At 68.3% G+C, this 23340-nt stretch carries 23 protein-coding genes; 10 read left to right on the top strand and 13 right to left on the bottom strand.

The genetic code is table 11. The annotated features are described in order from the left end of the window. Positions 1-52: 52 nt before the first annotated feature. Positions 53-2158 (bottom strand): ribosome rescue protein RqcH, encoded by a 2106-nt coding sequence (gene rqcH / locus ACSR87_RS01505; RefSeq protein ID WP_498529261.1) that lies wholly within the window; start codon positions 2156-2158, stop codon positions 53-55. 108 nt (positions 2159-2266) lie between these two features. On the opposite strand from rqcH, the gene ACSR87_RS01500 reads away from it, so the two are divergent. The 3 genes from ACSR87_RS01500 (at position 2267) to ACSR87_RS01490 (ending at position 5739) form a co-directional block, all read left to right on the top strand. Further along, positions 2267-3619 carry a hypothetical protein gene (locus ACSR87_RS01500; protein WP_498529260.1) on the top strand — a complete coding sequence of 451 codons (1353 nt, stop codon included), beginning with the start codon at positions 2267-2269 and terminating at the stop codon, positions 3617-3619. 285 nt (positions 3620-3904) lie between these two features. Further along, complete coding sequence (locus tag ACSR87_RS01495; RefSeq protein ID WP_405310755.1) at positions 3905-5209, top strand: dicarboxylate/amino acid:cation symporter; 1305 nt, start codon at positions 3905-3907, stop codon at positions 5207-5209. An 86-nt stretch (positions 5210-5295) separates the two neighbouring features. After that, positions 5296-5739, top strand: coding sequence for a GNAT family N-acetyltransferase (locus tag ACSR87_RS01490; protein WP_498529259.1), 444 nt, complete (start codon positions 5296-5298; stop codon positions 5737-5739). Between the two features lie 6 nt (positions 5740-5745). Here the strand turns inward: ACSR87_RS01490 and ACSR87_RS01485 are convergent, their stop codons facing one another. From ACSR87_RS01485 to ACSR87_RS01460, 6 genes are all read right to left on the bottom strand, one after another. Next, positions 5746-6969: a mechanosensitive ion channel family protein gene (locus ACSR87_RS01485; RefSeq protein ID WP_498529258.1), complete on the bottom strand. Its 1224-nt coding sequence runs from the start codon at positions 6967-6969 to the stop codon at positions 5746-5748. Positions 6970-7052: 83 nt separating this feature from the next. Beyond that, a complete protein-coding gene (locus ACSR87_RS01480) occupies positions 7053-8711 on the bottom strand; it encodes a tRNA uridine(34) 5-carboxymethylaminomethyl modification radical SAM/GNAT enzyme Elp3 (RefSeq protein WP_498529257.1) in 1659 nt (552 codons plus the stop codon). Between the two features lie 129 nt (positions 8712-8840). Then, the gene (gene recJ4, locus ACSR87_RS01475; protein WP_498529256.1) at positions 8841-11075 is read right to left on the bottom strand and encodes an exonuclease RecJ4; all 2235 of its coding nucleotides are present in this window, start codon (positions 11073-11075) and stop codon (positions 8841-8843) included. A gap of 125 nt (positions 11076-11200) precedes the next feature. Then, positions 11201-11728, bottom strand: a complete 528-nt coding sequence (locus ACSR87_RS01470) for a YIP1 family protein (RefSeq protein ID WP_498531014.1) — start codon at positions 11726-11728, stop codon at positions 11201-11203. Between the two features lie 83 nt (positions 11729-11811). Then, entirely contained in the window at positions 11812-12399 is a 588-nt protein-coding gene (locus ACSR87_RS01465; protein ID WP_498529255.1) for a thymidine kinase, read from the bottom strand. Positions 12400-12529: 130 nt separating this feature from the next. Further along, the gene (locus ACSR87_RS01460; RefSeq protein ID WP_498529254.1) at positions 12530-13108 is read right to left on the bottom strand and encodes an NADPH-dependent FMN reductase; all 579 of its coding nucleotides are present in this window, start codon (positions 13106-13108) and stop codon (positions 12530-12532) included. Between the two features lie 97 nt (positions 13109-13205). On the opposite strand from ACSR87_RS01460, the gene ACSR87_RS01455 reads away from it, so the two are divergent. Beyond that, positions 13206-13547: a DsrE family protein gene (locus ACSR87_RS01455; RefSeq protein WP_498529253.1), complete on the top strand. Its 342-nt coding sequence runs from the start codon at positions 13206-13208 to the stop codon at positions 13545-13547. A gap of 25 nt (positions 13548-13572) precedes the next feature. Here the strand turns inward: ACSR87_RS01455 and ACSR87_RS01450 are convergent, their stop codons facing one another. Beyond that, positions 13573-14490 carry an HhH-GPD family protein gene (locus tag ACSR87_RS01450; RefSeq protein WP_498529252.1) on the bottom strand — a complete coding sequence of 306 codons (918 nt, stop codon included), beginning with the start codon at positions 14488-14490 and terminating at the stop codon, positions 13573-13575. Positions 14491-14594: 104 nt separating this feature from the next. On the opposite strand from ACSR87_RS01450, the gene ACSR87_RS01445 reads away from it, so the two are divergent. Further along, positions 14595-14918, top strand: coding sequence for a ribbon-helix-helix protein (locus ACSR87_RS01445; RefSeq protein ID WP_498529251.1), 324 nt, complete (start codon positions 14595-14597; stop codon positions 14916-14918). 47 nt (positions 14919-14965) lie between these two features. On the opposite strand, the gene ACSR87_RS01440 is transcribed toward ACSR87_RS01445, so the two are convergent. Next, entirely contained in the window at positions 14966-15433 is a 468-nt protein-coding gene (locus tag ACSR87_RS01440; RefSeq protein ID WP_498529250.1) for a DUF7988 family protein, read from the bottom strand. Positions 15434-15526: 93 nt separating this feature from the next. On the opposite strand from ACSR87_RS01440, the gene ACSR87_RS01435 reads away from it, so the two are divergent. From ACSR87_RS01435 to gatE, 4 genes are all read left to right on the top strand, one after another. After that, complete coding sequence (locus tag ACSR87_RS01435) at positions 15527-15790, top strand: BolA family protein (protein WP_004044717.1); 264 nt, start codon at positions 15527-15529, stop codon at positions 15788-15790. Between the two features lie 147 nt (positions 15791-15937). Continuing rightward, positions 15938-17347, top strand: coding sequence for a class II fumarate hydratase (locus ACSR87_RS01430; protein WP_006601578.1), 1410 nt, complete (start codon positions 15938-15940; stop codon positions 17345-17347). 235 nt (positions 17348-17582) lie between these two features. Beyond that, positions 17583-17747 carry an HVO_2901 family zinc finger protein gene (locus tag ACSR87_RS01425; RefSeq protein WP_013035362.1) on the top strand — a complete coding sequence of 55 codons (165 nt, stop codon included), beginning with the start codon at positions 17583-17585 and terminating at the stop codon, positions 17745-17747. Positions 17748-17794: 47 nt separating this feature from the next. Further along, positions 17795-19669, top strand: coding sequence for a Glu-tRNA(Gln) amidotransferase subunit GatE (gene gatE / locus ACSR87_RS01420; protein WP_498529249.1), 1875 nt, complete (start codon positions 17795-17797; stop codon positions 19667-19669). A gap of 43 nt (positions 19670-19712) precedes the next feature. Here gatE and ACSR87_RS01415 read toward each other — a convergent pair whose 3' ends face one another. After that, positions 19713-20240, bottom strand: coding sequence for a hypothetical protein (locus ACSR87_RS01415; RefSeq protein ID WP_498529248.1), 528 nt, complete (start codon positions 20238-20240; stop codon positions 19713-19715). 1 nt (position 20241) lies between these two features. Further along, on the bottom strand, positions 20242-21162 hold the full coding sequence (locus ACSR87_RS01410; protein WP_498531013.1) for a M48 family metallopeptidase: 921 nt from the start codon (positions 21160-21162) through the stop codon (positions 20242-20244). A 177-nt stretch (positions 21163-21339) separates the two neighbouring features. Here ACSR87_RS01410 and ACSR87_RS01405 point away from each other — a divergent pair, with 177 nt between their 5' ends. Next, on the top strand, positions 21340-21801 hold the full coding sequence (locus tag ACSR87_RS01405) for a MaoC family dehydratase (protein ID WP_008576333.1): 462 nt from the start codon (positions 21340-21342) through the stop codon (positions 21799-21801). A gap of 10 nt (positions 21802-21811) precedes the next feature. Here ACSR87_RS01405 and ACSR87_RS01400 read toward each other — a convergent pair whose 3' ends face one another. Next, positions 21812-22654: an RNA methyltransferase gene (locus ACSR87_RS01400; protein WP_498529247.1), complete on the bottom strand. Its 843-nt coding sequence runs from the start codon at positions 22652-22654 to the stop codon at positions 21812-21814. After that, on the bottom strand, positions 22651-23238 hold the full coding sequence (locus ACSR87_RS01395) for a DUF8114 family protein (RefSeq protein WP_004044724.1): 588 nt from the start codon (positions 23236-23238) through the stop codon (positions 22651-22653). The genes ACSR87_RS01400 and ACSR87_RS01395 overlap by 4 nt, the downstream gene beginning before the upstream one ends. Positions 23239-23340 lie beyond the last annotated feature (102 nt).

Here is a 23340-nt window from a genome sequence, read left to right as displayed (position 1 = left end):
AATTGAACATTAAGCCGTCTAGCTCCCGATTACCGACGGACGGCGGTGACGTTCACTCGTCCGCGATATCGCTCCCGCCCGGCGGGAGGAACTCCTGAATCTGGTCGGGTGACGCGATTTTTCTGACGAACGACTTATCTGCGAAGCGCTCGCGGAGCCGACGATAACACAGTTTCGCGGCGTCGTTCTGGGCGTACTGCCCCGGGGTGAGCGTCAGCGTCGTCTCCGCGCGCGTCTCGATTGCCGACGGCGGGCCGCCGATGACCCGCGTCTCGTCTTCGCACTGGATGCCGACCGCGACCTTCGCGGGCACGTCCTCGAAGTACTCGCGGTCGCCGCGGATGACGAAGCTCCCCTTTTCGATGTACTCGCCGGACTCCGGCGTCTTCGACACCTGCGAGGGCTCGACCATGTAGGCGTCGTCTGCGAAGCGACCCTCCTTCCAGATGGAGGAGTACGAGACGGCGAACTGCGCGGCCTCGCGGAGCGTCTCGTCGGAGAAGTCGGCCGCCTGCGCGGGTTCGCTCGGTCCCGTGGCCTTCAGGAGCGTGACCGGCCCCCCGTGGGCCTGCGTGTGGAAAAAGCGGTCGTGCTTGCTCATGTACTTCTTCACTAACTCCTCGTTTTGGTCGGCGTTGCGGCCGCCGACGACGAGGTAGCCCGTGGAGGTGTGGAACCAGCGGAACCGCTCGAACCAGTGTTCCGTGGATTTGACGGGAACCGAGTCGAGCGCGAGCCAGTCGGTCTCCTCGGGTTCTTCGTCCTCGTCTTCCTCGTCGTCGCCGTCGTCGGCCTCCCACTCGTCGCGGCGCTTCTTTACGGCCTCCAGTTCCTCGCGGGTGTCCTCGATGGCCGCCAGCGCGCCCTCCTTTTTCTCCTCGATGCGCTTTGCCTCGGTGTAGAGGCGGTCGGCGTTCTTCTCGACGCCCATCGACACGTCGAGGGTGACGGTCGCGTCGTCGAGGTCGACGGTGACCGTGCCGTTCGCGCCGTCGACGTTCGTGACGGCTTCGGCCTCGGGGATGCCCTGTTCGGCTCCCTCCTCCAGCGTCGCGCCGATGTCGTCCCACGGGACGCCCTCCTCGCGCGCGCCGCGGACGGTCGACAGCACGTCGTCGACGAGGTCGTAGTTGGCGTACAGCAGTTCGGCGCGCTCGCGCTCGTCTTGGGCCTGCTGTTCGAAGCCCTCGATTGCGCCCTCCTGTTGGTCGATGATGCGCTGCTGTTTGGCGATTTGCTCCTCGAAGTCCGGGCGGTCGGAGGTCGCCTCCTGCTCGTCGGCGGTCAAATCGAGCCGGAAGAAGTACTCGTCGAGCGCGTCGTTGAACGTGTCGTAGGCCTCCTCGTCGAGCCCGGCGTTCTGGTGTTCGCGCAGCGGGAAGGGCGTCACGTCCACGACTTCGCCGTCGTCGTCGAGGTAGAGCCGCGGGTCGAACTCCCCGGCGCGCACCTGCTCGCGGAGGTCGACGATGGCGTCGTAGATGTCGTCGTAGTCGTCGTCGGTGGCGTCAGCGATATCGAGGGTCTTCTCCACGCCGGCGCGGGTGCACAGTTCCTCGGCGTAGAGGCCGCCGAGGTTCAACTGCGTCGCGAGCGTCCGCACCACGTCGGTGTCGGACTGCTCCATGTTCCGGCCGAGGGCGTCGCGGCTGACGGTGAGGGGGTCGAGCCGCGAGGCGGGGTACTCGTACTGCGACCCCGGTGCGACCGTCCGCGACTTGAGTCGCACCGTCTCCAGACTGCGGACGACTTCGCCCGTCTCGTCGAGCACCGCGATGTTGCCCTGTCCGAACAGCTCGACGACGATTTTCGTGTTCTCGTCGCCCCGCTCGAACGTGAACGTGAAGATGCGGTCGAACTCGTACTGCTCGACGCCCGCGAAGTCGGCCCCGCTGAGCCGGTTTCTGAGCATCATCGCGAAGTTCGGCGGCCGACCGGGAGCGTCCGGTACGTGCTCCTGTGCGGCGAGGTGCGCGCGCTTTATCTCGCCCACTTCGAGGAGGAGTTCGAGCCGACCGCGGTCGAAGTCCCGCATCTTGAGGCGAAGCAGGTCGTCGCCGTAGAGGTACGCCTTGTCGACCTTCGCGCCCTCGTACCGGTTCAACTCGGTGACGAGGGCCGCGAGGTCGACGCTCGTGAGTTCCCGCTTCGGATCCATGGACTCGCTTTTTGGCGGCGAACGAAAAGGGGTGTCGTTTCCGCGAATGCGACGCCTCCCCGACTCGGGGAGAAGATACTTATCAATAAGCCTGAATGTTATCGGTGAATGCGCTCTCGCACCCTCGCGCTCGTCACCCTCGCGCTCCTCGTCGCGCTGGCCGGACTCCCGGTCGGAAGCGCCCCGGCCGAAGCGCGACCCCCACCAGAGGCCGTCTGCGGCGTCTGCGGCGAGACGTTCGAGGAGACGGCCGACGCCGCCGGCGTCCCGCTCACCGTCGAATCGAGCACGCTCCGAGTCCGCGTCAACGACGACCGGAGCGGGACGTGGACCGCCCGTGTCGACCTCGACGACGAGTCGGCCGCGACGTTCCGCGAGAACCCCGAACTGCTCGACCGCGTCGTCCGCCGGACCTTCGAAGACCACCGCGTGTTCACCGACGATCGCAGACGCCTCGAAGCCCGGATGGACGGCGACACCGCGGTCGTGACGTTCGAGGTCCCCGGGATGGCGTCCCGCGGCTACGGCGACGTGCTGGTCGTGGACTACTTCCACGACGACGGGGTCAGGGGCACCGTCTACGTCGATGCCGACCGATTCGTCGTCACCGGCCCCGAGGGGTCGGCGCTCCTCACCGCGCCCGCCGAGACGCGGACCAACGGGACGGCCGCCGTCTGGAGCGCCGCCGACGAGGGCGCGTCGAGCATCGGAAGCCAGACGTACCTCACGTTCGGCCCCGACGCGGGGCTTGCCACCGCGGCCGCGGCCTACGCCAGCCTCGCCGCCGACTCCGGCCCCGGTGTCCTCACGAACCTCGCGTGGGTCGCGGTCGTCCCGACGCTCGTGCTCATCGTCGGCGTGCTCCTCGTCCGGCAGTTCGACCGCCGGTTCGACGACGAGCGCGGCGCGCGGCGCTTCGGACTCCCCGTTGCGGCACTCGGCGTCCTGTGGGGCCTCTGTCTCCTCGCCGTCCGGGCGTTCTCCGGGAGCGTCGCCGCGATGGCGTGGCTCCTCGCACTCCAACTCGTCGCGTTCGGCGTCGTCTCGGCGGCCCGGCCCGGGGCGCTCGGGTTCCGCCGTCTCGTCGCCGCGACCGTCGGGCCGCAAATCGCGCTCGCGGTCGCAACCGCGATTGCGATGCCGGGGCCGAACCCGTGGTTCTCGGTCAGCGCGCTCGCGTTAGAGGCCGCCGTCGTGCTGTTTCTGCCCCTCGGCTACGCGGCCCGACGTGACGGGAGCACGCGTTTGCTGTCGCTCGCCATCGTCGCCGCACCCACGGCGTTCGCGCTTCCGATGGTCCCCGTCGGCGGCTACGGCGTCCTCTTTCTCGGGATTCTGCTCGTCGTCTGGGCGCTGGTGACGCTCGCAACCGGGTCGCTCGTCTACCGACTCGGCTGGGCGCTCGGCGGACAGGCAGACAGCCATCGGCCGTCCGACGGGACCGCCGACGCGGCCGCGTGACAGGCGGCGTGGCACGGTCGGACGGAGGTTGGTACTGCGTACCCGACAGCGAATCGCCGTTCGAAGCAGCAAATTTTGTCCATAGCTACGAAGTGTAGTCGTCTCCGAGACCGACGGCGGGGGCGTCACTGCGAGCCGAGCTGACGCCGAATCCCCCGTCTATCGGCCGTTTCGACCGTTACATGTCAGTCGACGGCTATCACGCGGCGGTACGTAACTGTTGTAGATAGGCGCAGGAGCGGTGGGGAGAACTGCCCTTTTGAAAGGGGACGCCGTTGCTGGGGTATGCTCGGGACAGTACGAACCGCGTGGGACGAGTATCGCTCGGTCCCGCTCATCTATCGTATCTTCGTCGCGTTCGTCGCCGGTTCGGCGGCGGGTATCCTCTTCGGGGAACGGATGGCCGTGGTCAGCCCGTTAGGCGAGCTGTTCATCCGGTTGCTCAACATGCTCATCATCCCCATCATCGTCTTCACACTTCTCTCGGGGATTCGCCAACTTTCGCCCGCTCAGCTGGGGAAAATCGGCGGCTCGACGGTCGGGCTCTACGCGGTGACGACGACCATCGCCGGTCTCATCGGCCTCGCCGTCGCGAACATCCTGCAACCGGGGCGAGGAGTCGAGTTTCTCGACGCGGAAGCCAAATCGCAAGCGCCGCCGTCGCTGACGGACGTTCTCCTGGGAATCGTCCCCAGTAACCCCGTGACTGCGCTGGCCGAGGGGAACCTGTTGGCGACAGTCTTCTTCGTCATCACCTTCGGCATCGCGCTCACGTACGTCCGAGCACGGCAGGACGACCTCGCTGAGACTGTCGATTCGATTTTCGCTGCCTTCGAAGTCGGCACGGAAGCGCTGTTCGTCATCGTCCGTGGTGTCCTCGAATACGGTGTCGTCGGTATCTTCGCGCTGATGGCGTCCGGTATCGGCACCGAAGGTATCGGCGTGTTCTCCTCGCTCGGTGAGTTGGTGCTGGCCGTCGCTGTCGCCGTCGTCGCGCACATCGTCATCACGTATCTGTTCTTGCTGATGGGACTGGTGATGAACGTCTCGCCGGTCGCGTTCCTCGCGGGCGCGAAAGACGCGATGGTGACGGCGTTCGCCACCCGCTCGTCCAGCGGGACGCTCCCCGTGACGATGCAGAACGCAGAAGAGGACCTTCGAATCGACGAGCGTGTCTACTCGTTTGCGCTCCCGGTCGGAGCAACCGCAAATATGGACGGGGCTGCGATTCGACAGGCGATAACCGTCGTGTTCGCCGCAAACGTCGTCGGACAACCGCTCGTGCTCTCCGAGCAGGTGCTCGTCCTTCTGGTGGCGGTGTTGATTAGCATCGGGACCGCGGGCGTCCCCGGTGCGGGGCTCGTGATGTTGACTGTCGTCCTCACGCAGGTGGGGCTGCCGCTGGAGGTCGTCGGGTTCGTCGCCGGTGTCGACCCGATTCTCGGCCGAATCGCGACGATGAACAACGTCACCGGCGATTTGGCCGTTTCGAGCGTCGTCGCGAAGTGGAACGACGCAGTCGACTTCGACGACGGGGTGTGGGCACGGTCGGCAGACGGGCTCCGGGATATCGTGTCGTCGGCAGACTGACCGTCCCAGTGTGACGCACCCCGGTCGGGGTCAGCTCGCGCGGCCGCTCCGAAATCGTCAGGTAGCGCCCCACGAAACGTCCGGCGATGACCAACAGTGAGGTTCGCGTCGCCGCCAACGACGCAGAACGCGACGACGCCTTCGCCGTCCGCAAGGCCGTCTTCGTGGACGAACAGGGCGTCGACGAGGAACTGGAGTGGGACGAACACGACGACCCCGACGCCGAGGCGGTCCACTTCGTCGCCTCCCGCGGCGGCGACGCGGTCGGCGCGGCCCGACTGCGCGAGTACGAACCCGGCGTCGGCAAAGTCGAGCGCGTCGCCGTCCTCGAATCGGCCCGCGGCGAGGGCTGGGGGCGGCGACTCATGGAGGCGCTCGAAGCCGAGGCGCGCGAGCGCGGCTTCGACTCGCTTCTCCTCCACGGCCAGACGACCGCCGAGGGGTTCTATCGCGGTCTCGGCTACGAGACGACGAGCGACGAGTTCGACGAGGCCGGGATTCCGCACGTCGAGATGCGGAAGTCGCTGTAACGACGCCTAGTCCTCCGAAACCGACGTCTCGACCGGCCGACTGCGGCGGTCCTCCCGTAACTGGAAGCCGTCGGCCTCCTCGCGGGCGAGCAGTTCGCGCTGCGGGTAGGGTATCTTGATTCCCTCACGGTCAAAGGCGAGTTTCACGCTCCGAAGCACCTCGGCTTTCGCCTGCGCACGGCGCGGAGCCGAGGGGTTCGTAATCCAAAAACGCAGTTGGAGGCCGATGGCGGAGTCACCGAACGTCGTCGGCATCACCTGCGGCTTCGGCACCCCCTCGACGAACTTGAGGTCGGAAAGCGCCTCCTCGGCCACCGACTCGGCGCGTTCGATGTCGGCCTCGTAGTCGATGCCCACGTCGAGGCGGAGCCGGAGGCGGTTGCGCTTCGTCCGGTTCGTTATCTTCGCGTTGGTCACGCGGTCGTTTGGGAAGACGACCGTCTCGCCGTCGGCGTTGCTCAGGCGGGTGTTGATGATGGTGATGTCGGTGACGATGCCCTCGGCGTCGTCGATTTCGACCCAGTCTCCCAGTTCGAACGGCCGGGAGAACATGAGCACGAAGCCCGCGATGAGCGACCCGAGGGTCTGTCTCGCGGCCATCCCGACCACGATACCGAGGAAGCCAGCACCGACGAGCAGGCCGCCGATTCTGACCTGCCAGACCGTGAGCGCCGCCATCCCGACAGCGAGGAGGACAACCAGTTGGAGGACGCGGAAGACGATGCCCTGCTGGTGGGCGTTGATGTTGTCGGAGGCCGTCGCGTACGAGTCCAATTTCTCTTCGAGGACGTTCGTCCCGACGAGCGCCCCGGCGAACAGCGCGACCGTCAGCCCGAGTTTGGCGGCGTTCGGCACCGCGACGGCGAGCAGTTCGGTGAGGTCCGCGGCGAGGCCGGTGTAGCCCCAGAGGAGCAACAGCGAGAGCGCCGCGCCGACGAACACCGCGAGTTGGAGCGTCCGGACGACGACCGTCGCGGGAAACAGCCACGCCGCGTCGGTGACGGCGTCCGGGACTCGCGGATGGGCCAACACCCGCGTCCGGAGTTCGGCGGTCGCCCGCGAGACGAGCCGCGGCGCGAGAAAGACCGCGATACCGAGCGCGAGCGCCACGAGCGCCGCCGAGATACCGAGTCGCTCTTCTGTCGAAACGAACTGTGCGAGCGTCGAGCGGAGGTCCTGAAGCCACGTCGCCGCCTGCCCCGAACCCGCCGCACCCCCCTGTGGTGCCATCTTACCGTGTGCGATGGGTCAGACAGTAAAAGCGTGACGGAGCGACACTCAGGAATGAGAATCGGCAGGAGAGCGCTCGTCGGCTACAACCGCTTCGACACGTACGGCCCGTCCTGATGGTAGCCGAGTTTCTGCTTGTAGTACTGCCGGACGCCGATGCCCGAGATGACCGAAATCTTGTCGTAGCCGGCCTCGCGGGACAGTTCCTCGGCGTGGGCGAGGAGCTTCTTCCCGTAGCCCTTGTGCTGCCAGTCGCCGTCGGCACCGATGCCCGCCTCGGAGCCGTAGACGTGGAGTTCGCGGACGAGCGCCGCGTCCTGAAGCTCGCGGCGGACCGGATTGCCGGGGAATCGGAGGCGGCAGAAGCCGACGAGCAGGTCCTCGACGGGGTCTTCGAACGAGATGAAGTGCTCGGTCCCGCCGGCGACCTCGTAGGTCATCACGTCGAGTTCGATGCGCTCGGGGTCCGGGTCGGCCTCGTTCATCCCGACCTCGCGGGCGCGGATGTCCCGCTGGACGATACCGCGCTCCTCGGCGCGCTGGGCGGCCAGTTGCCGGAGGTTGGACTTCCAGACGCCGGCGTCGATGAAGTCCGCGGGGATGTCCCGCTGGACGCGCTGGAGGCGGGTGTACTTCGGAATCATGCCCATGACCTCCGCGACGATGTCGGCTGCCTCCTCGTTGTTCAGCGGCTCGTACTCGTCGCGCCGCCACATGTCGTAGGTGATGGTGTCGCGGACGATAAGCGTCGGATAGATTTTGAGGTAGTCGGGGCGCCAGTCGCTGTTTTCGAACAGCTGGCGGAAGTCCTCCAGACACATCTCCTTGGTCATCCCCGGCTGGCCGGGCATCATGTGGAAGCCGACCTTGAACGCCGAGTCGCGGAGGCGGCGGTTGGCGTCGATGGAGGCCTGCACGCCGTGGCCGCGGTGCATCTCGCGGTTGATGCGCTCGTAGGTCGTCTGGACGCCGACTTCGACCTTCGTCGCGCCCAAATCGAGCATCCGGTCGATCTGCTCGGGGTCGCACCAGTCCGGTTTCGTCTCGAACGTCGTCCCGATGTTGCGGATGTCGTTCGTCTCGTTTTCCGCGATGACGTCCTCGATGTACTTGAACTCGACATCCTCGGGGTCGGGCTTGAACGACCGGTCTTCGGCCGGTTCGGGCTCCTTGTCGAGGTCGTAGTCGTTCATCGCTTCGAGCGCCCGCTTGACGAACCACTCCTGGTAGTCGTGGCTCCGGGCGGTCATCGTCCCGCCCATCAGGATGAGTTCGACCTTGTCCACGGGGTGGCCGATGTGCCGAAGCTGTTCGAGGCGGAGCGTGACCTGCCCGTAGGGGTCGTAGTCGTTCTGGACGCCGCGGGCGGCCGCGGGCTCGTGGCCCGTGTACGACTGCGACGAGGAGAACTCGCTGGCGGGTCCGCCGGGACAGTAGAGGCACTTCCCGTGGGGGCACATGTGCGGCGAGGTCATGATAGCGACCGGCGAGACGCCGGAGGCGGTGCGCACGGGCTTGCGCTGGACGACCTCTTTGACCTCCTCGCGGCGGTCTTCCGGGGCGTACTGCAGAATCTCGGCGTTCTTCGGAACCTTCGGCGAGGAGTGTTCCGAACAGGCGTCGAGCTTTGCGGATTCGAGGTCGTCGCGGTCGACGTCGCCCGCGAGGATGCGCTCGACGAGCGCCTCGCAGGTCCGCTCGAACGCCTCGGACTCCGTCTCGGTCTCGGCGCTCACGGACACACCTCCCGTTCAGCGACGTGGTGACGGTTCATGGGCGCGAATCGGGTCGTTTCGTGGATAAGCGTGTCGCTCGGGAGGCTAGAATAGGGCCCTCCGTCGAACCGCGCGAGGAGGAGTCTGGATTGCGGCTTAGAACTGCTCGGCGGCGGCGTCGAGGACGGCTTCGAGCGCCTCGTCGCGCGCGCCGGTCAGGAACTCGATGCGGCCTTCGCGGATGCCCGCGGCGGCGAGGCCGGCGGCGGGCGCTTTTTCGGCGGCCGACTCGACGACCGCGCGGAGGTCGAGGTCGCCCGTGGCGCGGAGGTAGAGCTCGTCCATGCCGAGCGCGACGGTCACGAAGGCGTCGCCCTCACGGGTGCGGCGGTGGAGTTCGTCCACGAGCAGGCCCGTCGGCGGGAAGTCGAAGCGGTGACTGTAAGCGTCGGAGTCGAGGACGGCCGCGGAGATGGCACCGACCTCGCGACGTTCGAGGTTCGCCTGCGCCGTCTCGATTTCGTCTTCGAGCTTGATGCGGAACTGCTCGGAGACGTGGCCGGCGAGGCCCTCGTCGGCGTCGAACAGCAGGTCTGCGATGAGTTCGCGCTTGTCCTGATACGACTGGTAGTAGGCTTCCAGCGCGACGGCCTCGCGGAGTTCGCGGACGCGGTCGGCGTCGAAGCCGTGCGATTCCGCGAGGTCGAGATACTGCTGCGGGCAGTTCTCCCAGTAGCTGACCGCGGGGAGGTGCGACACGTCGTCGCGCACGTCGTCGTTGACGGCGACGGAAAGCGTGGAGGCGAGCGCGCCGACCGAGAGGTCGCGGGCGTCGGCCCCCTCGCGGGCGGGGTTGACGAGCACGTCGACTTCCGCGGCGACCTCGTCGTCGGCGGGCGCGGCGTCGACGACGACGCGCTCGGAGCCGTAGACGCCGAGCAGGCCGAGACCGTCGAGCGATTCGGCGGTCGAACCGGCACCGAGGAGAAGCACGAGCGGGAGCTTCTCGTCGTGGCGGTCGCGGTCTTCGAGCATCCGCGTCACGTCGTTCGTGGCGGCGTCCATGCCGTAGACGGCCTCTTCGAGCGGGCGACGGGTGAAGTAGTGGTACTCGGCGTCGTCGCGGGGGTGCTCCTCGCGGATGAGCGGGAGCACGGCGCGCTCGACGGCGGCGCCGGCGACGTAGCCGTCGGCGGTGGCCGTGTGGCGGACGACGATGGGGCGCGATTCGAGGACGGCGCGGCGGATGGCCTCCGCGGCGTCGAGCAGCGACTTGCCGACGGCGGCAACCGGTTCGTGGGCCGCGAGGGGCGCGACGGCGTCCGGGCGGGCCTCGTCCGAAAGGGCGTCCGCGAGGCGCTGGGCCACGGTGTCGGCCTCGTCGCCGTCGAGAATCGTCAGCTCCTCGGTCTCGATTTGGAGTTCGCCGCGGCGGCGCTCGACCTCGCCGTCGATGCGGACGTAATCGCCCACTTCGACTTCGGGGTACGCGCGGACGCCGGCCTCGACGAACGCCGCGCAGTCTGCGATGGCCGTCTCGTCGCGGAGTTCGAACACCGTCGGGCCGCCGGTCTGGCGGACGCTGGCGATTTCGCCCTCGACGCGAATCACGTCGCCGACGCGGTCGTCGATGCTGGCGAGCGTCACGCGCTCCGCCTCGTCGGCGGCGTCGTCAGCGTCGGGCTCGGTTTCGACTTCCTGTTCGGGTTCGGCGTCCTGTTCGGGCTCCGAGTCGCTCTCGGGCTCCGGCTCCGCGTCGGCTTCCTGCTCGGACTCGCCGTTTGCGGCGATGTCGTCAACCACGTCGCCGGCGGTCGGCGCGCGGTCCTCGTCTCCGGCGTCGGACGTGGACTCGGGCGCGTCGTCCTGCTCGGGTTCGGGTTCGGGTTCGGGTTCGGCGTCCTGTTCGGACTCCGCGTCGGCGTCGGACGCAGACTCGTCTTCGACCGTCTCGGACGACGTGCTCACGCCGGCGGGCTTCGTCGTCTTGCCCGTCTTCGGGCGCGTCTTGACGGTCGTCGGACCGCTGCTCTCGGCTTCCTGCTCGACGGGCTGGCCGTCGGCGTCGCCGTCGGGGTCGTGGATGCGAGCGCCGCGGAACTCGGAGTCGGACTGGCGAATCGACCAGCCGAGGTCGATGTTGCCGTTGTCGCGGACGTTCTTCACCTGAACGAACACCTCGTCGCCCGGCTCCCAGTCGAGGGATTCGAGGCGGCGGTCGAGTTCGCTGCGGTGCAGTAAGCCGGTCACGTTCGAAGCGAGGTCGACGAAGACACCGAAGTCGGCGTAGCCGTCGACGGTGCCTTTGTAAAATCGGCCGGGGACGAGCTGGTGGGGGCTATTGCCCCGGAATTCGAACCAGACGTCCTCCTCGTGCGTAATCCAATCCATTGCGTTGAGCAAACAACCCCTAACTAAAACGATTGTCGAAAAACGCTCAGGGAAGATTCGCGCGTTCGCGGGCGAGAAATCGGCGCTCGGTCGGTCGAAACGGGCGAAATACGGGGGAGAATGGTTCAGACGAGAGCGAGCGCGGCGGCGAGTTCCGAGAGGGCGCGGAAGCCGCCGAAGGCGTAACCGAACACCACGCCGGCGGGGACGGCCGCCGCGACCGCGGCTTTCGGCACCGTCGTCTGGTGGACCTCGCTGATGCCGACGACGAGGAGTACCGCCCCGTAAACCGCACAGAGGGCGCGAACGCCGGGAATCGGAAGGCTGGCGAAGGCACAGGGCGCGGCGGCGTAGGCGATGACCTGCACCGTCTCGCTTACTCCCGCGCGGCGGGACAGAAGCGGGATGAGAAGCGCCGTCTGCATGGCCGCCGTCAGGTGGAGTAACGCCGGCGCGACGAACAGCGCGACGACGAGCAGGGCGACGAGCGCCGAGACGACCGGGCCGCCCTCGATGGCCGGAATCGTCGCCGGCGCGAGGGCGTACCCGAGGCCCTGATAGACGAGCGCCACCGCGATGGCGAACACCAGCCCGGGCGCTTGGTCGCCGGGGGCGACGCCGTCGCGGAAGAACTGGCGGGGGCGAGCGACCACGGCGACCCACGCGCGGAGGAGGCCGGCCAGCCCGCGGTCGCGGCCCTCCCGTGGGGTTTCGACCCAAGTAGTCACGCTAGCCTCTAGTCGCGCCGGAGGGTATGACAGTTCCGGCACCGCGCCTCGTAGGACTCCTCCGCGCCGACGAGGATGGTCGGGTCGTCGACGTGCGCGGGCTCGCCGTCGATGAGCCGCTGGTTCCGGGTCGCCGGCTCGCCGCAGACGGTGCAGATGGCCTGAAGCTTGTCGACGTACTCGGCGAGCGCCATCAGTTGCGGAAGCGGGTCGAACGGCTCGGCGCGGAACGTCTGGTCGGTCCCCGAGACGACGACGCGCTTGCCGTCGGCGGCCAGCGCCTCGCACACGTCGACCAGTTCGGCCGAGAAGAAGTTCGCCTCGTCGATGGCGACCACGTCCTCGCCGTTGAGTTCGTCGGCGATTTGCCAGACGCCCTCGCCCTCGGAGGGGACGACGCTCGCCTCCCACGACCGGCCGGCGTGCGAGCCGACGGTCGTCTCGCCGTAGCGGTCGTCGAGTTGGGGCTTGAACACCGAAATCTCCTGCCCGGCGATTTCGGCCCGGCGGAGGCGTCGGAGGAGTTCCTCCGTCTTCCCCGAGAACATAGAGCCGGAGATGACCTCTATCCATCCGCTCTGCGTGATGGCGTGCATATCCTGACTGGGGGACGAGGAGGGTCAAAACGATTGTTCATCTGCGGCGACCGTCGGGCGTCGAGACGGGTCGGCTCCGCGGTTCGACGCCCGATGGCAGATGGGTGGACGGATAGCTCGTGACGGCGATTCAGTCGTCAGCGCCGGCGTTTTCGCCGCTTTCGAACGTCGGCGGCTCCGGCTCGATGTTGGCGTAGACGACCGCGTCTCGGCCGAGTCGTTCGACCCGCTCGCGGAGGTCCTCGTTCGTGATGTCGTCGCCGTCGAACGACGAGGAGACGCGGGGAATCGCGACCTGATGGGGAAGCACCCACGAGTTCAGCGACCGACAGACTGACCGGAGGTGGTCGAGGGCGGTCACGGGGAACGACCCACCGGCGACGGCGAGTAGGCCGACGGTCTTCTCTCCGAACTCGTCGAAGCCGCAGTAGTCGAGGGCGTTCTTGAGGATTCCGGAGTACGAGCCGTGGTAGACCGGCGTCCCGAGGATGACCGCGTCCGCGCCGTCGACGACGCGGACGAGTTCGGCCGAGCCGCCCCGCTCGTCGAAGTCGGCGTCGAGCGGCGGGAGGTCGTACTCGCGGAGGTCCACGAGTTCCGTCGTTCCGCCGGCGGCGGACGCGCCTGCGAGGACGTGTTCGAGCGCCAATCGGGTGTAGCTGTGGTCGCGGAGGCTGCCGCAGACGGCGACCACGTGTGGCTGCGTCATATCCTGTGTCTCCGTGACTGCGTGAAAACCCCGTCGGCCGCATCTGGGCGTGTCGGACGGGCGCAACACACAGGAACCCGGACCGCAAAAACCAACCGTGAACGTCGTCTTCCACGTCTCCAGCGCCGACCTCGGTGACTGGCGGCACGCCATCCGCAACGTCCGAAACCTGCTCGACGACGAGACGGTCGAGGCGGGCGCGGTCACGCTCCTTGCCAACGGCGACGCGGCGCTCCTGTTTCTCGACGACTCGCCCGTCCGCGACCGCCTCGACCCGCTTTTCGAGGCCGGCATCCGCTGTTGCGTCTGTCGGAACTCCCTCGACGGCCGCGGCGTCGACACCGACCGCCTAGCCGACGGCGTCGAGGTGGTCCCCTCGGGCGTCGGTGAACTCGTGACGCGACAGGCCGCCGGCGACGCCTATCTGAAAGTGCCGTAGGAGAGGAATCGCCCGGAGGGCGGCGCTACTTCGCCAGCGAGACGCGGACGCCGTCGTCGCCCTCCGCGACATCCACGAGGCCGTCGGATTCGAGGTCGTCCACGAGGCCGCGGAGCCACTCCGCACCCGTGTCGCCGCCGTAGTCGACGCGGACCCGCGGCCCCAACTCCGAGAGGCCGAGGTCGTCGTACTCACCGAGAACTCTGACGACCCGCCCGCGGAACTGCCGCCTGCTCCCCTCGAAACTCGGCTGGGTCGGCACGTCGGGCGCGGTGAAGTCGCCGGTCTCGTAGGCGTGGCAGAACCGCCGCCACGGACAGCCGGACTCGTCGCAGGTGGGTGTCTTCCCGCAGGCCACGCCCCCCAATTCCATGATGGCGTTGTTCCAGACGCGGGACTCGCCGTCGGGCATGAGTTCCGAGGCGGCGGCTTCGAACGCCGCGTCGTCGTCGGGGACCGCGAAGGCGCGGTGCAGCACCCGCTTGACGTTGGTGTCGACCACCGCGTCGCCGTTGTTGAAGGCGAACGAGGCGACCGCGTTGGCGGTGTAGGGGCCGACCCCCATCAGCTCCGAGAGGCCGTCGGGCGTCCGGGGGAACTCGCCGCCGTGGTCCTCTTCGACCTGCCGGGCGGCCTCGTGAAGGTACTTCGCGCGGTTGTTGTAGCCCAGTCGGTGGTCCGTCCAGAAGCCGACCACGTCGGCGCGGTCGGCCGCCGCGAGGTCGACCGTCGTCGGCCACTCGTCGAGGAACGCCTCCCACGCCTCGACCACGCGGCCGAGTTGGGTCTGCTGGCTCATCACCTCGGAGACGAGAATCTCGTAGGGGTCGTCGGTGCGCCGCCACGGGAAGTCCCGGTGGTCGGCCTCGTACCACTCGGTGAGCGCGGACTGGACTGCTTCGCGGTCGAGGTCGGCGGGGAGTTCGGACGACGCGTCGCTCATCGCCCCGGCTTGGGACGGCCGGCGTTTAGCCGTGGCGATGCCGGAGCGCGGTCCTTCCCGCGCGGTCGAAACGCGTATCCCCGTGACGGCCCCATCGCCGGGCGATGACGCTCGACGAACTCACAGACGACGTTGACGCGGCTTACGGAGACCTCGACGACAGCCTCGACGTGTCGCTCGACCGCGAGACGCGACACGAACTCGCCATGCTCGTCGCCCTGTTCGACCCCGACGACGCGGACGAACTCGTCCGCCGGGCGGTCCACGCGCTGTTCCAGTCGGAACTCGACCGCGGCCAACTCGACTTCCACCTCCGGCAGGGCTACGACGTGACCTACGACGAGTACCTCGCGGGGATGACCTACGACGAGATGACCGGGCAGTCGCAGGCCCCGCCGCGGGACGACGTGCGCCGCTACCAGATGTAATCGCGGGCGAGAGCGACCCGCCCCGCTCCGACCAGACCAGACCAGACTCAGACGATTTCGGCTTCGATTTCGACGCCGTCGATGCGGCGGTAGCGGTGGGGTTCACTGTCGCCGCCGTCGCCGTGACCGTTGCCGCCACCGTCGCCGTCACGGTCAACCTCGAACGTCCGGAGGAGCACCACCAGTCGGCCGTCGCCGAGGTTGGCGCGGAGGACGACCCCCTCGCCGGAGACGACCACGTAGGGCGGGGCTGCGACGGGCGGCGCGGCCATCGGTCGGCCGGTAGCCGTCACCGCATCCGCGAGCGCCCGCGGCAGGCGAGACAGCGCGCCGGAGCCGTCGAGCGCGCGCCTGAACGGGGGCACGACGCGCTCGCGGTCCGTCACGGAATCGCCGTCCCACTCCGCGGTGACGGCGGTGGCGCACTGGTCGACGACGGTCAGCAGTCGCTCGTGGTCGTCGCGGAGCACGCGGACGGCCTCCTCGGGTCCGGCGGTGGGTGTCGCGTCAGTCACGACCCGAGGTGCGTCGTCCCGCGATAAAAACCTCCGCGAGCGCGGTCGCCACCTCCCGGACGCTTTTTCCCGGCGCGGGCCGCCAGTACGCACATGGAACTCGCCGCCATCGAGGACCTCATCGAATCGCACATCGAGGACGCCGACGCGACGGTCTCGCGGCCGCGAACGGTCGACCAGGACCACGAGGACGACCACTACGCCGCCGTCGTCGTCTCGCCCGCCTTCGAGGGGAAGTCGCTCGTCCAACAGCACCAGCTCGTCTACGACGCCCTCGGCGACCACATGACGACGGACATCCACGCGATGGAGCTGAAGACGTACACGCCCGAGGAGTACGCGGCGCGCGAGGAGTGACCGAACCGTCGCGGCCGCCGCGGTCGCCGCGGTTGGCATGTCGGCCGACGCGCCGACTGACGCGCCGCGCGACCGCCGACGGTCGCGGCTGTCAGTGAGGCGCACGGACCAATGGATTTTACCTCCTGCCAAAACGACCCCCGAATCATGGGCGACGATGATTATCGAATCGAGCGGGACAGTCTCGGCGAGATGGAAGTGCCTGTCGACGCCTACTGGGGCGCACAGACCCAGCGGGCGGTCGAGAACTTCCCTATCTCCGGCATCACCTTCGGGCGGCGGTTCGTCCGTGCGCTCGGCGTGGTGAAGAAGGCCGCCGCGCAGGCCAACCGCGACCTCGGCATGATAGACGAGGACGTCGCGGCCGCCATCGTCGAGGCCGCCGACGAGGTCATCGCCGGCGAACTCGACGACCAGTTCCCCGTCGACGTGTTCCAGACCGGTTCGGGCACGTCCTCGAACATGAACGCCAACGAGGTCATCGCCAACCGCGCCGCGGAGATTATGGGCGAGGGCATCGGTGACCGCGTCGTCCACCCGAACGACCACGTCAACTTCGGCCAGTCTTCCAACGACGTGATTCCGACGGCCATGCACGTCGCCTCCCTCGAAGCCGTCGAGAAGGACCTGCTTCCCGCGCTGGAGACGCTCGCCGCGGCGCTCGGCGACAAGGAAGCCGAGTTCGACGGCGTCGTCAAGACCGGCCGAACCCACTTGCAGGACGCCACGCCCGTCCGCCTCGGACAGGAGTTCGGCGGCTACCGCACGCAGGTCGAAAAGGGTATCCGCCGCGTCGAGAACGTCCGCGAGCACCTCGGCGAACTCGCGCTCGGCGGCACCGCGGTCGGTACGGGACTGAACACCCACCCCGAGTTCCCGGCGAAGGCCGCCGAGTACATGACCGAGGAGACCGGCGTCGAGTTCCGCGAGGCCGACAACCACTTCGAGGCGCAGGCGGCCCACGACGCGATGAGCGAGGCCCACGGCGCGCTCCGCACGGTCGCCGGCTCCCTCAACAAAATCGCCAACGACCTCCGGCTCTTGGCGTCCGGCCCGCGCAACGGCCTCGGCGAACTCGAACAGCCGGAGAACCAGCCCGGCTCGTCCATCATGCCCGGGAAAATCAACCCGGTCGTCGCGGAGGCGGTCAACCAGGTCCACAAGCAGGTCGTCGGCAACGACGCCGCCGTCTCCGCCGGCGCGGCGGAGGGCCAAATCGACCTCAACCTCTACAAGCCCGTTCTCGCGCACAACTTCCTCGAATCAGCGAAGCTGCTGGCGAACTCCTCCGAGGTGTTCGCCGAGCGGTTCGTCGCCAAACTCGAAGCCAACGAGGAACACTGCGAGACGCGGGTCGAACAGTCGATGGCGCTGGCGACGGCGCTCAACCCCGCAATCGGCTACGACAAGGCCTCGAAGGTCGCGAAAAAGGCGCTCGCTGAGGACAAGAGCGTCCGACAGGTCGCCGTCGACGAGGGCTACCTCACCGAGGCGGAAGCCGACGAGGTGCTCGACCCCGAGAAGATGACCCACCGCGGCATCCTCGGCGACGACTGAGCCCGCCCGAAAAGCAGTCTAATTTTTGACACTTCGGTGCGGGCGGGCGAGTGCACCGATTCGAGGCGCGCGCTCGACGAATTCGGTCAGTTCAGCCCGAGAGGCGGTTATATTTACTCGGGTCGCGGTAGCAATCGCACCCCCGCGACGCCGTGACAGTCACTCGCGAGCGAAGAACTGTCACGAAAGCTCGAAAACCGGTATTTTGAAGCTTGATTTTGACGATTATACCAGTATGGCCGGACTGCAACAGCAGCGGGCCCGCGGGCGAGACATGTTGGAGTGTCGAGGTTGTGGGGCCGTATTCCCGGAGGGACGAGCGACGAACGACGGGTGGACGTACGTCTGTCCCGAGTGTGAACAGGTGGAAGGTATCGGCGAGGGTCTGCGCCGTCTCTGACGGCAGACTGAATCCTTTTTTACTCCCCCCGAACGCAGGGAGTACCAATGACCGAGTACGACTACGACTACGAGGACCTCGGCCTCGTGGCTGGGCTGGAGATTCACCAGCAACTCGACACCGAGACGAAGCTGTTCTGCGGGTGTCCGACCGACCTCCGCGAGCCCGACGAGGCGGCGCGCACGTTCACGCGCTTCCTCCATCCGACCAAGAGCGAACTGGGCGAACTCGACGACGCCGCGCTCGAAGAGAGCCGCGTCGAACGCGAGTTCGAGTATCTCGCGTACGACTCGACCTGTCTGGTCGAAGAGGACGACGAGCCGCCGCACGAACTCGACCACGAGGCGCGGACGGTCGCCATGCAGATTGCCGAACTGCTCGACATGAACGTCGTCGACGAGGCGCACGTCATGCGCAAACTCGTCATCGACGGCTCGAACACCTCGGGGTTCCAGCGCTCCTCGCTCATCGCGCAGGAAGGCGAGATTCAGACCAGCGAGGGCCCCGTCTCCGTCGTGGACCTCATGCTCGAAGAGGAGTCCGCCCAGCGCGTCGAAGAGCGAGACGACGGCGTCCTATACAGTCTCGACCGCCTCGGCATCCCGCTCGTCGAAATCGGGACCGGCCCGGACATCTCCTCGCCCGAGCAGGCCCGGGATGCGGCCCAGACCATCGGGATGCTCCTGCGCTCGACCGGCAAGGTCAAACGCGGTCTCGGCACCATCCGGCAGGACGTAAACGTCTCCATCGCCGACGGCGCGCGCGTCGAAATCAAGGGCGTGCAGGCGCTCGACCAAATCGACGAAATCGTCCGCTTCGAGGTCGGCCGACAGGCGGAACTCGTCGAGATTCGTGACGAACTCCAGTCGCGCGACGCCTCCGTCGGCGACGTGGCCGACGTGACCGACGTGTTCGAGGACTCGGACTCCGGCGTCATCCGCGGCGCGCTCGACGCCGGCGGGAAGGTCACGGCCGTCCCCCTGTACGGCTTCGACGGCCTCGTCGGCCGCGAACTCCAGCCCGACCGCCGCCTCGGCACCGAACTCTCCGACCACGCCAAGCGCCACGGCGCGGGCGGCATCTTCCACACCGACGAACTCCCGGCCTACGGCGTCACCGAGGCCGAGGTCGAGGCGCTCCGCGAGGCGGTCGATGCCGGCCCCGAGGACGCGGTCGCCATCGTCGCCGACGACCCCGAGACGGCCGACCTCGCCATCGACGCGGTCGCAGAACGCGCCGCGGTCGCCATCGAGGAGGTCCCCGAGGAGACCCGCGGGGCCAACGACGACGGCACGACGCGCTACCTCCGCCCGCTCCCCGGCGCGGCCCGGATGTACCCCGAGACGGACGTTCCCCCCGTCGACCTCGACCCGAGCGACGTGGAGACGCCCGAACTCCTGACCGAGAAGGTCGACCGCTACCAAGCCGAGTTCGGCCTCGACGCCGGCCTCGCGGAGCAGGTCGCCTACGGCCGGACGATGCCGCTGTTCGAGGAGGCCGTGAACGCCGGCATCGACGCGACGTTCGCGGCGGGGCTGCTCGAATCGACGCTGACCGAACTCCGCCGCGACGACGTGGCCGTCTCCGAACTCACCGACGACCACCTGCTCGCGGTCATGCGCCTCGTCGAGGACGGCGACCTCGCCAAGGAGGGCGTCAACGACGTGCTCGCCACCATCGCCGCGGACCCGAGCCTCACGGCCGAGGAGGCCGTCGAGGAAGCCGGCCTCTCCGGCGTCTCCGAGGACGAGGTCCGCGAGGCCATCGCCGGGGTCGTCGAGCGCAACGCCGACCAGGTCGAAGAGCAAGGTATGGGCGCGTTCTCCGCGCTCATGGGCGAGGCGATGGGCGCGCTCCGCGGCAAAGCCGACGGCGAAGTCGTCAGCGACGTGCTCCGCGAGGAGATTCAAAAGCGCGCCTGAGGTAGTCCGAACCGGTCTCGCCGGCCGTCTCTTCTCCCCGTTCTCACGACGCCGAGTGCCCGCTACCGCGGACGAACCGCCGCCAGCCCCACCGCCCCGCGAACTCGACGCCGGCCGCGACGACGAGAAGCACCAACAGCACCGGCCCGAAGATGAGGAACATCCCGAGCGCATCGGTCTCGCCGCGGACGTGGAGGAACGCCCACCAGACGAGTTCCGTGACGCCGAACAGGCCGACGAGTGGCGCGACCAGCCCCCGGCGGGCGAACAACAGGGCCGAAACGACGACGAACCCGGCGAGCAGGAGGAACGAAACGCCGAGGAAGCCCGCCGCGGTCAGCGGGTCTTCGACCAGCCCCGAGGGGACCGCGTCGGTGGCGAGTCGGGCCGCGGTCCAGACGGCGAGCGTGGCGAGGGCGTAGCCGCCGCCGAGGGCCGCGGGCGTCAGGAAGCTTCGGGCGCTCCGGGCGCGGGTCGCGTAGACGACGGCGACGGTGCCGAGCGCGGCGGCGACGGCGACGACGTGGGTGAGGAGCCAGTTGCCGAGCACCGGGTCGGGCGAGCCGGGCATCTCAGCGCACCTCGATTCGCGTCATCGACTCGTCGGCCATCGCGGCCAGTCGCTCCACGCGCTCGTCGGTCGAGGGGTGGGTCGAAAGCAGGTCCGACACCGAGTCTTCGACCTCGACCTCGCCGTACACCCACAGCGGCGACAGGCCGTGTTGCGGCCGGGAGGCCCGCTCTAACTTCCGCAGGGCCGACGCGAGCGCCATCGGCTTGTCCGTCACCTCGGCGGCCCGCGCGTCGGCGGCGAACTCCCGCTTTCTCGACTGCGACCGGACGAACACGGTGAGGCCGAAGCCGAACAGGCCGACGAACTCGTCCAGTCGGAGGCGAATCCGCCCGGCGAGCGTCTCGGTCCACGACCCCGGCCGGCCGCGCATCCACGCCGAGCCGAGGGCGACGCCCGTCGTCAGGAACGTCACCGGCGAGACGAACAGGTAGCCGACGCCGACGACCGTCTGGAGGACGCTCGCCACGAGCGACTGGACCAGCCCGTCTTTCCGTTCGAGGTGCGCGAGTTCGTGCGCGAGCAGCGCCTCGAACTCGTCGGCGTCGAGGAGGCGGAACAGCGAGGCGTCGAGGACGACCACGTCGCGGCCCATCGGGTCGAGCGCCAGCGCGTTCGGCGCGGCAAAGCGCGCGAGCTTCAGCGTCGGCGGGTCGAGGTCCATCCGCTCGGCGAGGCGGTCGCGGAGGCGGTGGACCGACGGCGACTCCGCGGGCGACATATCCCGCGCGTCGAGTTGGCTGAGCAGGCGTACCGTGCCGAAGCGGAAGCTCAGATAGCCGAGGACGACGGCGACTGCGACGCCGACGACGGCGGCGGTTACGGGGTCGGGGCGAAGCCGCCAGAGCGTCACCACCGCGAACGCGCTGAGCGCGCTGAGCGAGAGGTAGAACGCGAGGACGACGACGCCGACGACGACCATCGGGAGGCGAGAGCGGCGCGGGGACGTTGCCATCTCGCGTGGGGATACGGGGTCGGACCGCAAAAGCTGTCTGGCGCTCAGGGGTGGGGGAACGAAAACGGGGGTGCGGTCGGCCGCGTGCGCCGCCCGGACCGCCGACACCGCTACCTTCTCCACGGGGCCGGCCGAAGGGCAGTCATGCAGTTCTTCGAGGATTTCGCGGCCGGCGACACCCACGAGTTCGGCGCGTACGACGTGACCGAATCGGAGGTGCTGGAGTTCGCTGAACAGTACGACCCGCAGTGGTTCCACACCGACCCGGAGCGCGCCGAGTCCGAGTCGATGTACGGCGGCGTCATCGCCAGCGGTTGGCACACCACGGCGATGACGATGCGCCTGCTCGTGGACGGCTTCCTCGGTGACTCGGCCGCCCTCGGCGCGAAAGGCGTCGACGAGCTTCGCTGGTGGAAACCGGTGTATCCGGGGGACACGCTCGTCGTGGAAAACGAGGTGCTGGAGACGACCGTCGAGACCGACAGCCGCGGCCTCGTGGAGATTCGGACGACGACCCGCGCGGAGCGCGAGTCGGGCGAGGTCGAGAAAGTCTGTTCGTTCGTGAGCTACGTGATGTTCGCCCGCCGGGACGACGACGCGGAGTAGCGCGGACGCGTCAGCTCTCGTCGTCGCCGTCGCGGAAGCGGTCCGGGTCGCGGACGGCCTCGGCGGCCCGGCGGAACACGCCCGTCAGCGTCGCGGCCTCGCGCTCTGTCGGGTGGGCGCGGCCGAGCAGTCGGCGCATCATCCGCGAGGTCTTGGTTCGCTTGTGTTCGCGGTAGTCCACGGCGTCGAGCAACTCGTCGAAAAAGCGGTAGACGACCTCGATTTCCGCCTCGGAGGCGCGCTCGCGCTCCACATCCGGTAGCTGCGTCTCCTCGACCGTAAACCGGCGAAGTTCGTACATGAGAAGCGTCGCCGCCTGCCCGAGGTTGAGCACGGGGTAGCGGTCGTCGGCGGGGATACAACAGACCTCGTCGAGCATCGCCAACTCCTCGTTGTCGAGGCCGGTTCCCTCGCGGCCGAAGACGAGTGCGGTCTTCGTCTCCACCGACTCCAGCGAGTCAGCGATTTCGACCGGCGTCTTGAACGGGTAGCGGACGTGCCGGGTGGAGTCCTCGTGGGAGACCGCGGTCGTCCCGACGGTGTGGAACTCCTCGACGACCTCCTCTAGGGTCGTCTCGGTGGCGTTCGGAAGCACGTCCTCGCGGGCGTGGCCGGCGAAGCCGTAGGCCTCGCCGTCGGGGTCCAGTTCCGGTGGGTCGACGAGGCGGAGGTCGTAGATGCCGAAGTTCTTCATCGCCCGCGCGATGGTCCCTACGTTGCCGGGCGTCTCGGGTTCGACGACGACGACGACGAACTCGCGGTCCCCGGCGTCACCGGTGGCGGCGTTGGCGGTATCGGCGGTATCGGCGGCGTCGGCAACATCGGCGGCCCCGTCGTCTGGGTCGTCGCTCATTTCGTCGGGTAGTCCGTGTCGAGGTCGACGCCGTCGAGGTCGTCTTCGGTCAGGGGCGTCCCGTCCTCGTCGTCCGCGCCGGGGCCGTAGTCGCGGAGGTTGATACGCTCGCCCTCGACGAAGTTCTCCTCCAGCCGGCGCTGTATCTCGTTGGCGTCCGGCGGCGACGGGAGTTCGTCGGGTTCGGTGTCGACGTACTCCAGCCCGCCGTAGCCGTCGGGCGCGCGGCCGCCGGCGGCGAACCACTCGTGGAAGGCGTCGGCGAACACCGCGTCGCCGACGAGGTCGCGGCCGTCCTCCTCGCGGAACCAGTAGAGGAAGTCCGGCTCGTGGTGCTCGCAGAGAAGCACCTCCTCGCGGGGCTCGCCGTAGACGATGGCGGCCTGTCGGCACTGCTGTATCTCCTCGTCGCCGTGGATTAGATAGCAGGCGTCGCACGGCTCCTCGACGAGCGAGACGAGGCGCATGAGACGCTCCCGTGGGTCCTCGGGAATCTCGTCGAGCGGTTTGAACTCGCCCTCGTCGGTGAATATCTCGGACTCTTCGAAGCGCCATCCGCGGAGTCCGACGCTGACCTTCGCCATGGTCCGAGGTAGCCGAGCGGCGGATAAAAGTGGCGTGATGCCGGTCAGTCGTCCGCGAGCGACGGCGAACGAGCGCCGCAGGGCTGGCTGCCCGCCTTCCGC

It is taken from the genome of Haloferax sp. SDI50 (assembly GCF_059802635.1).
This window is presented reverse-complemented; position numbering and strand designations above follow the sequence as displayed.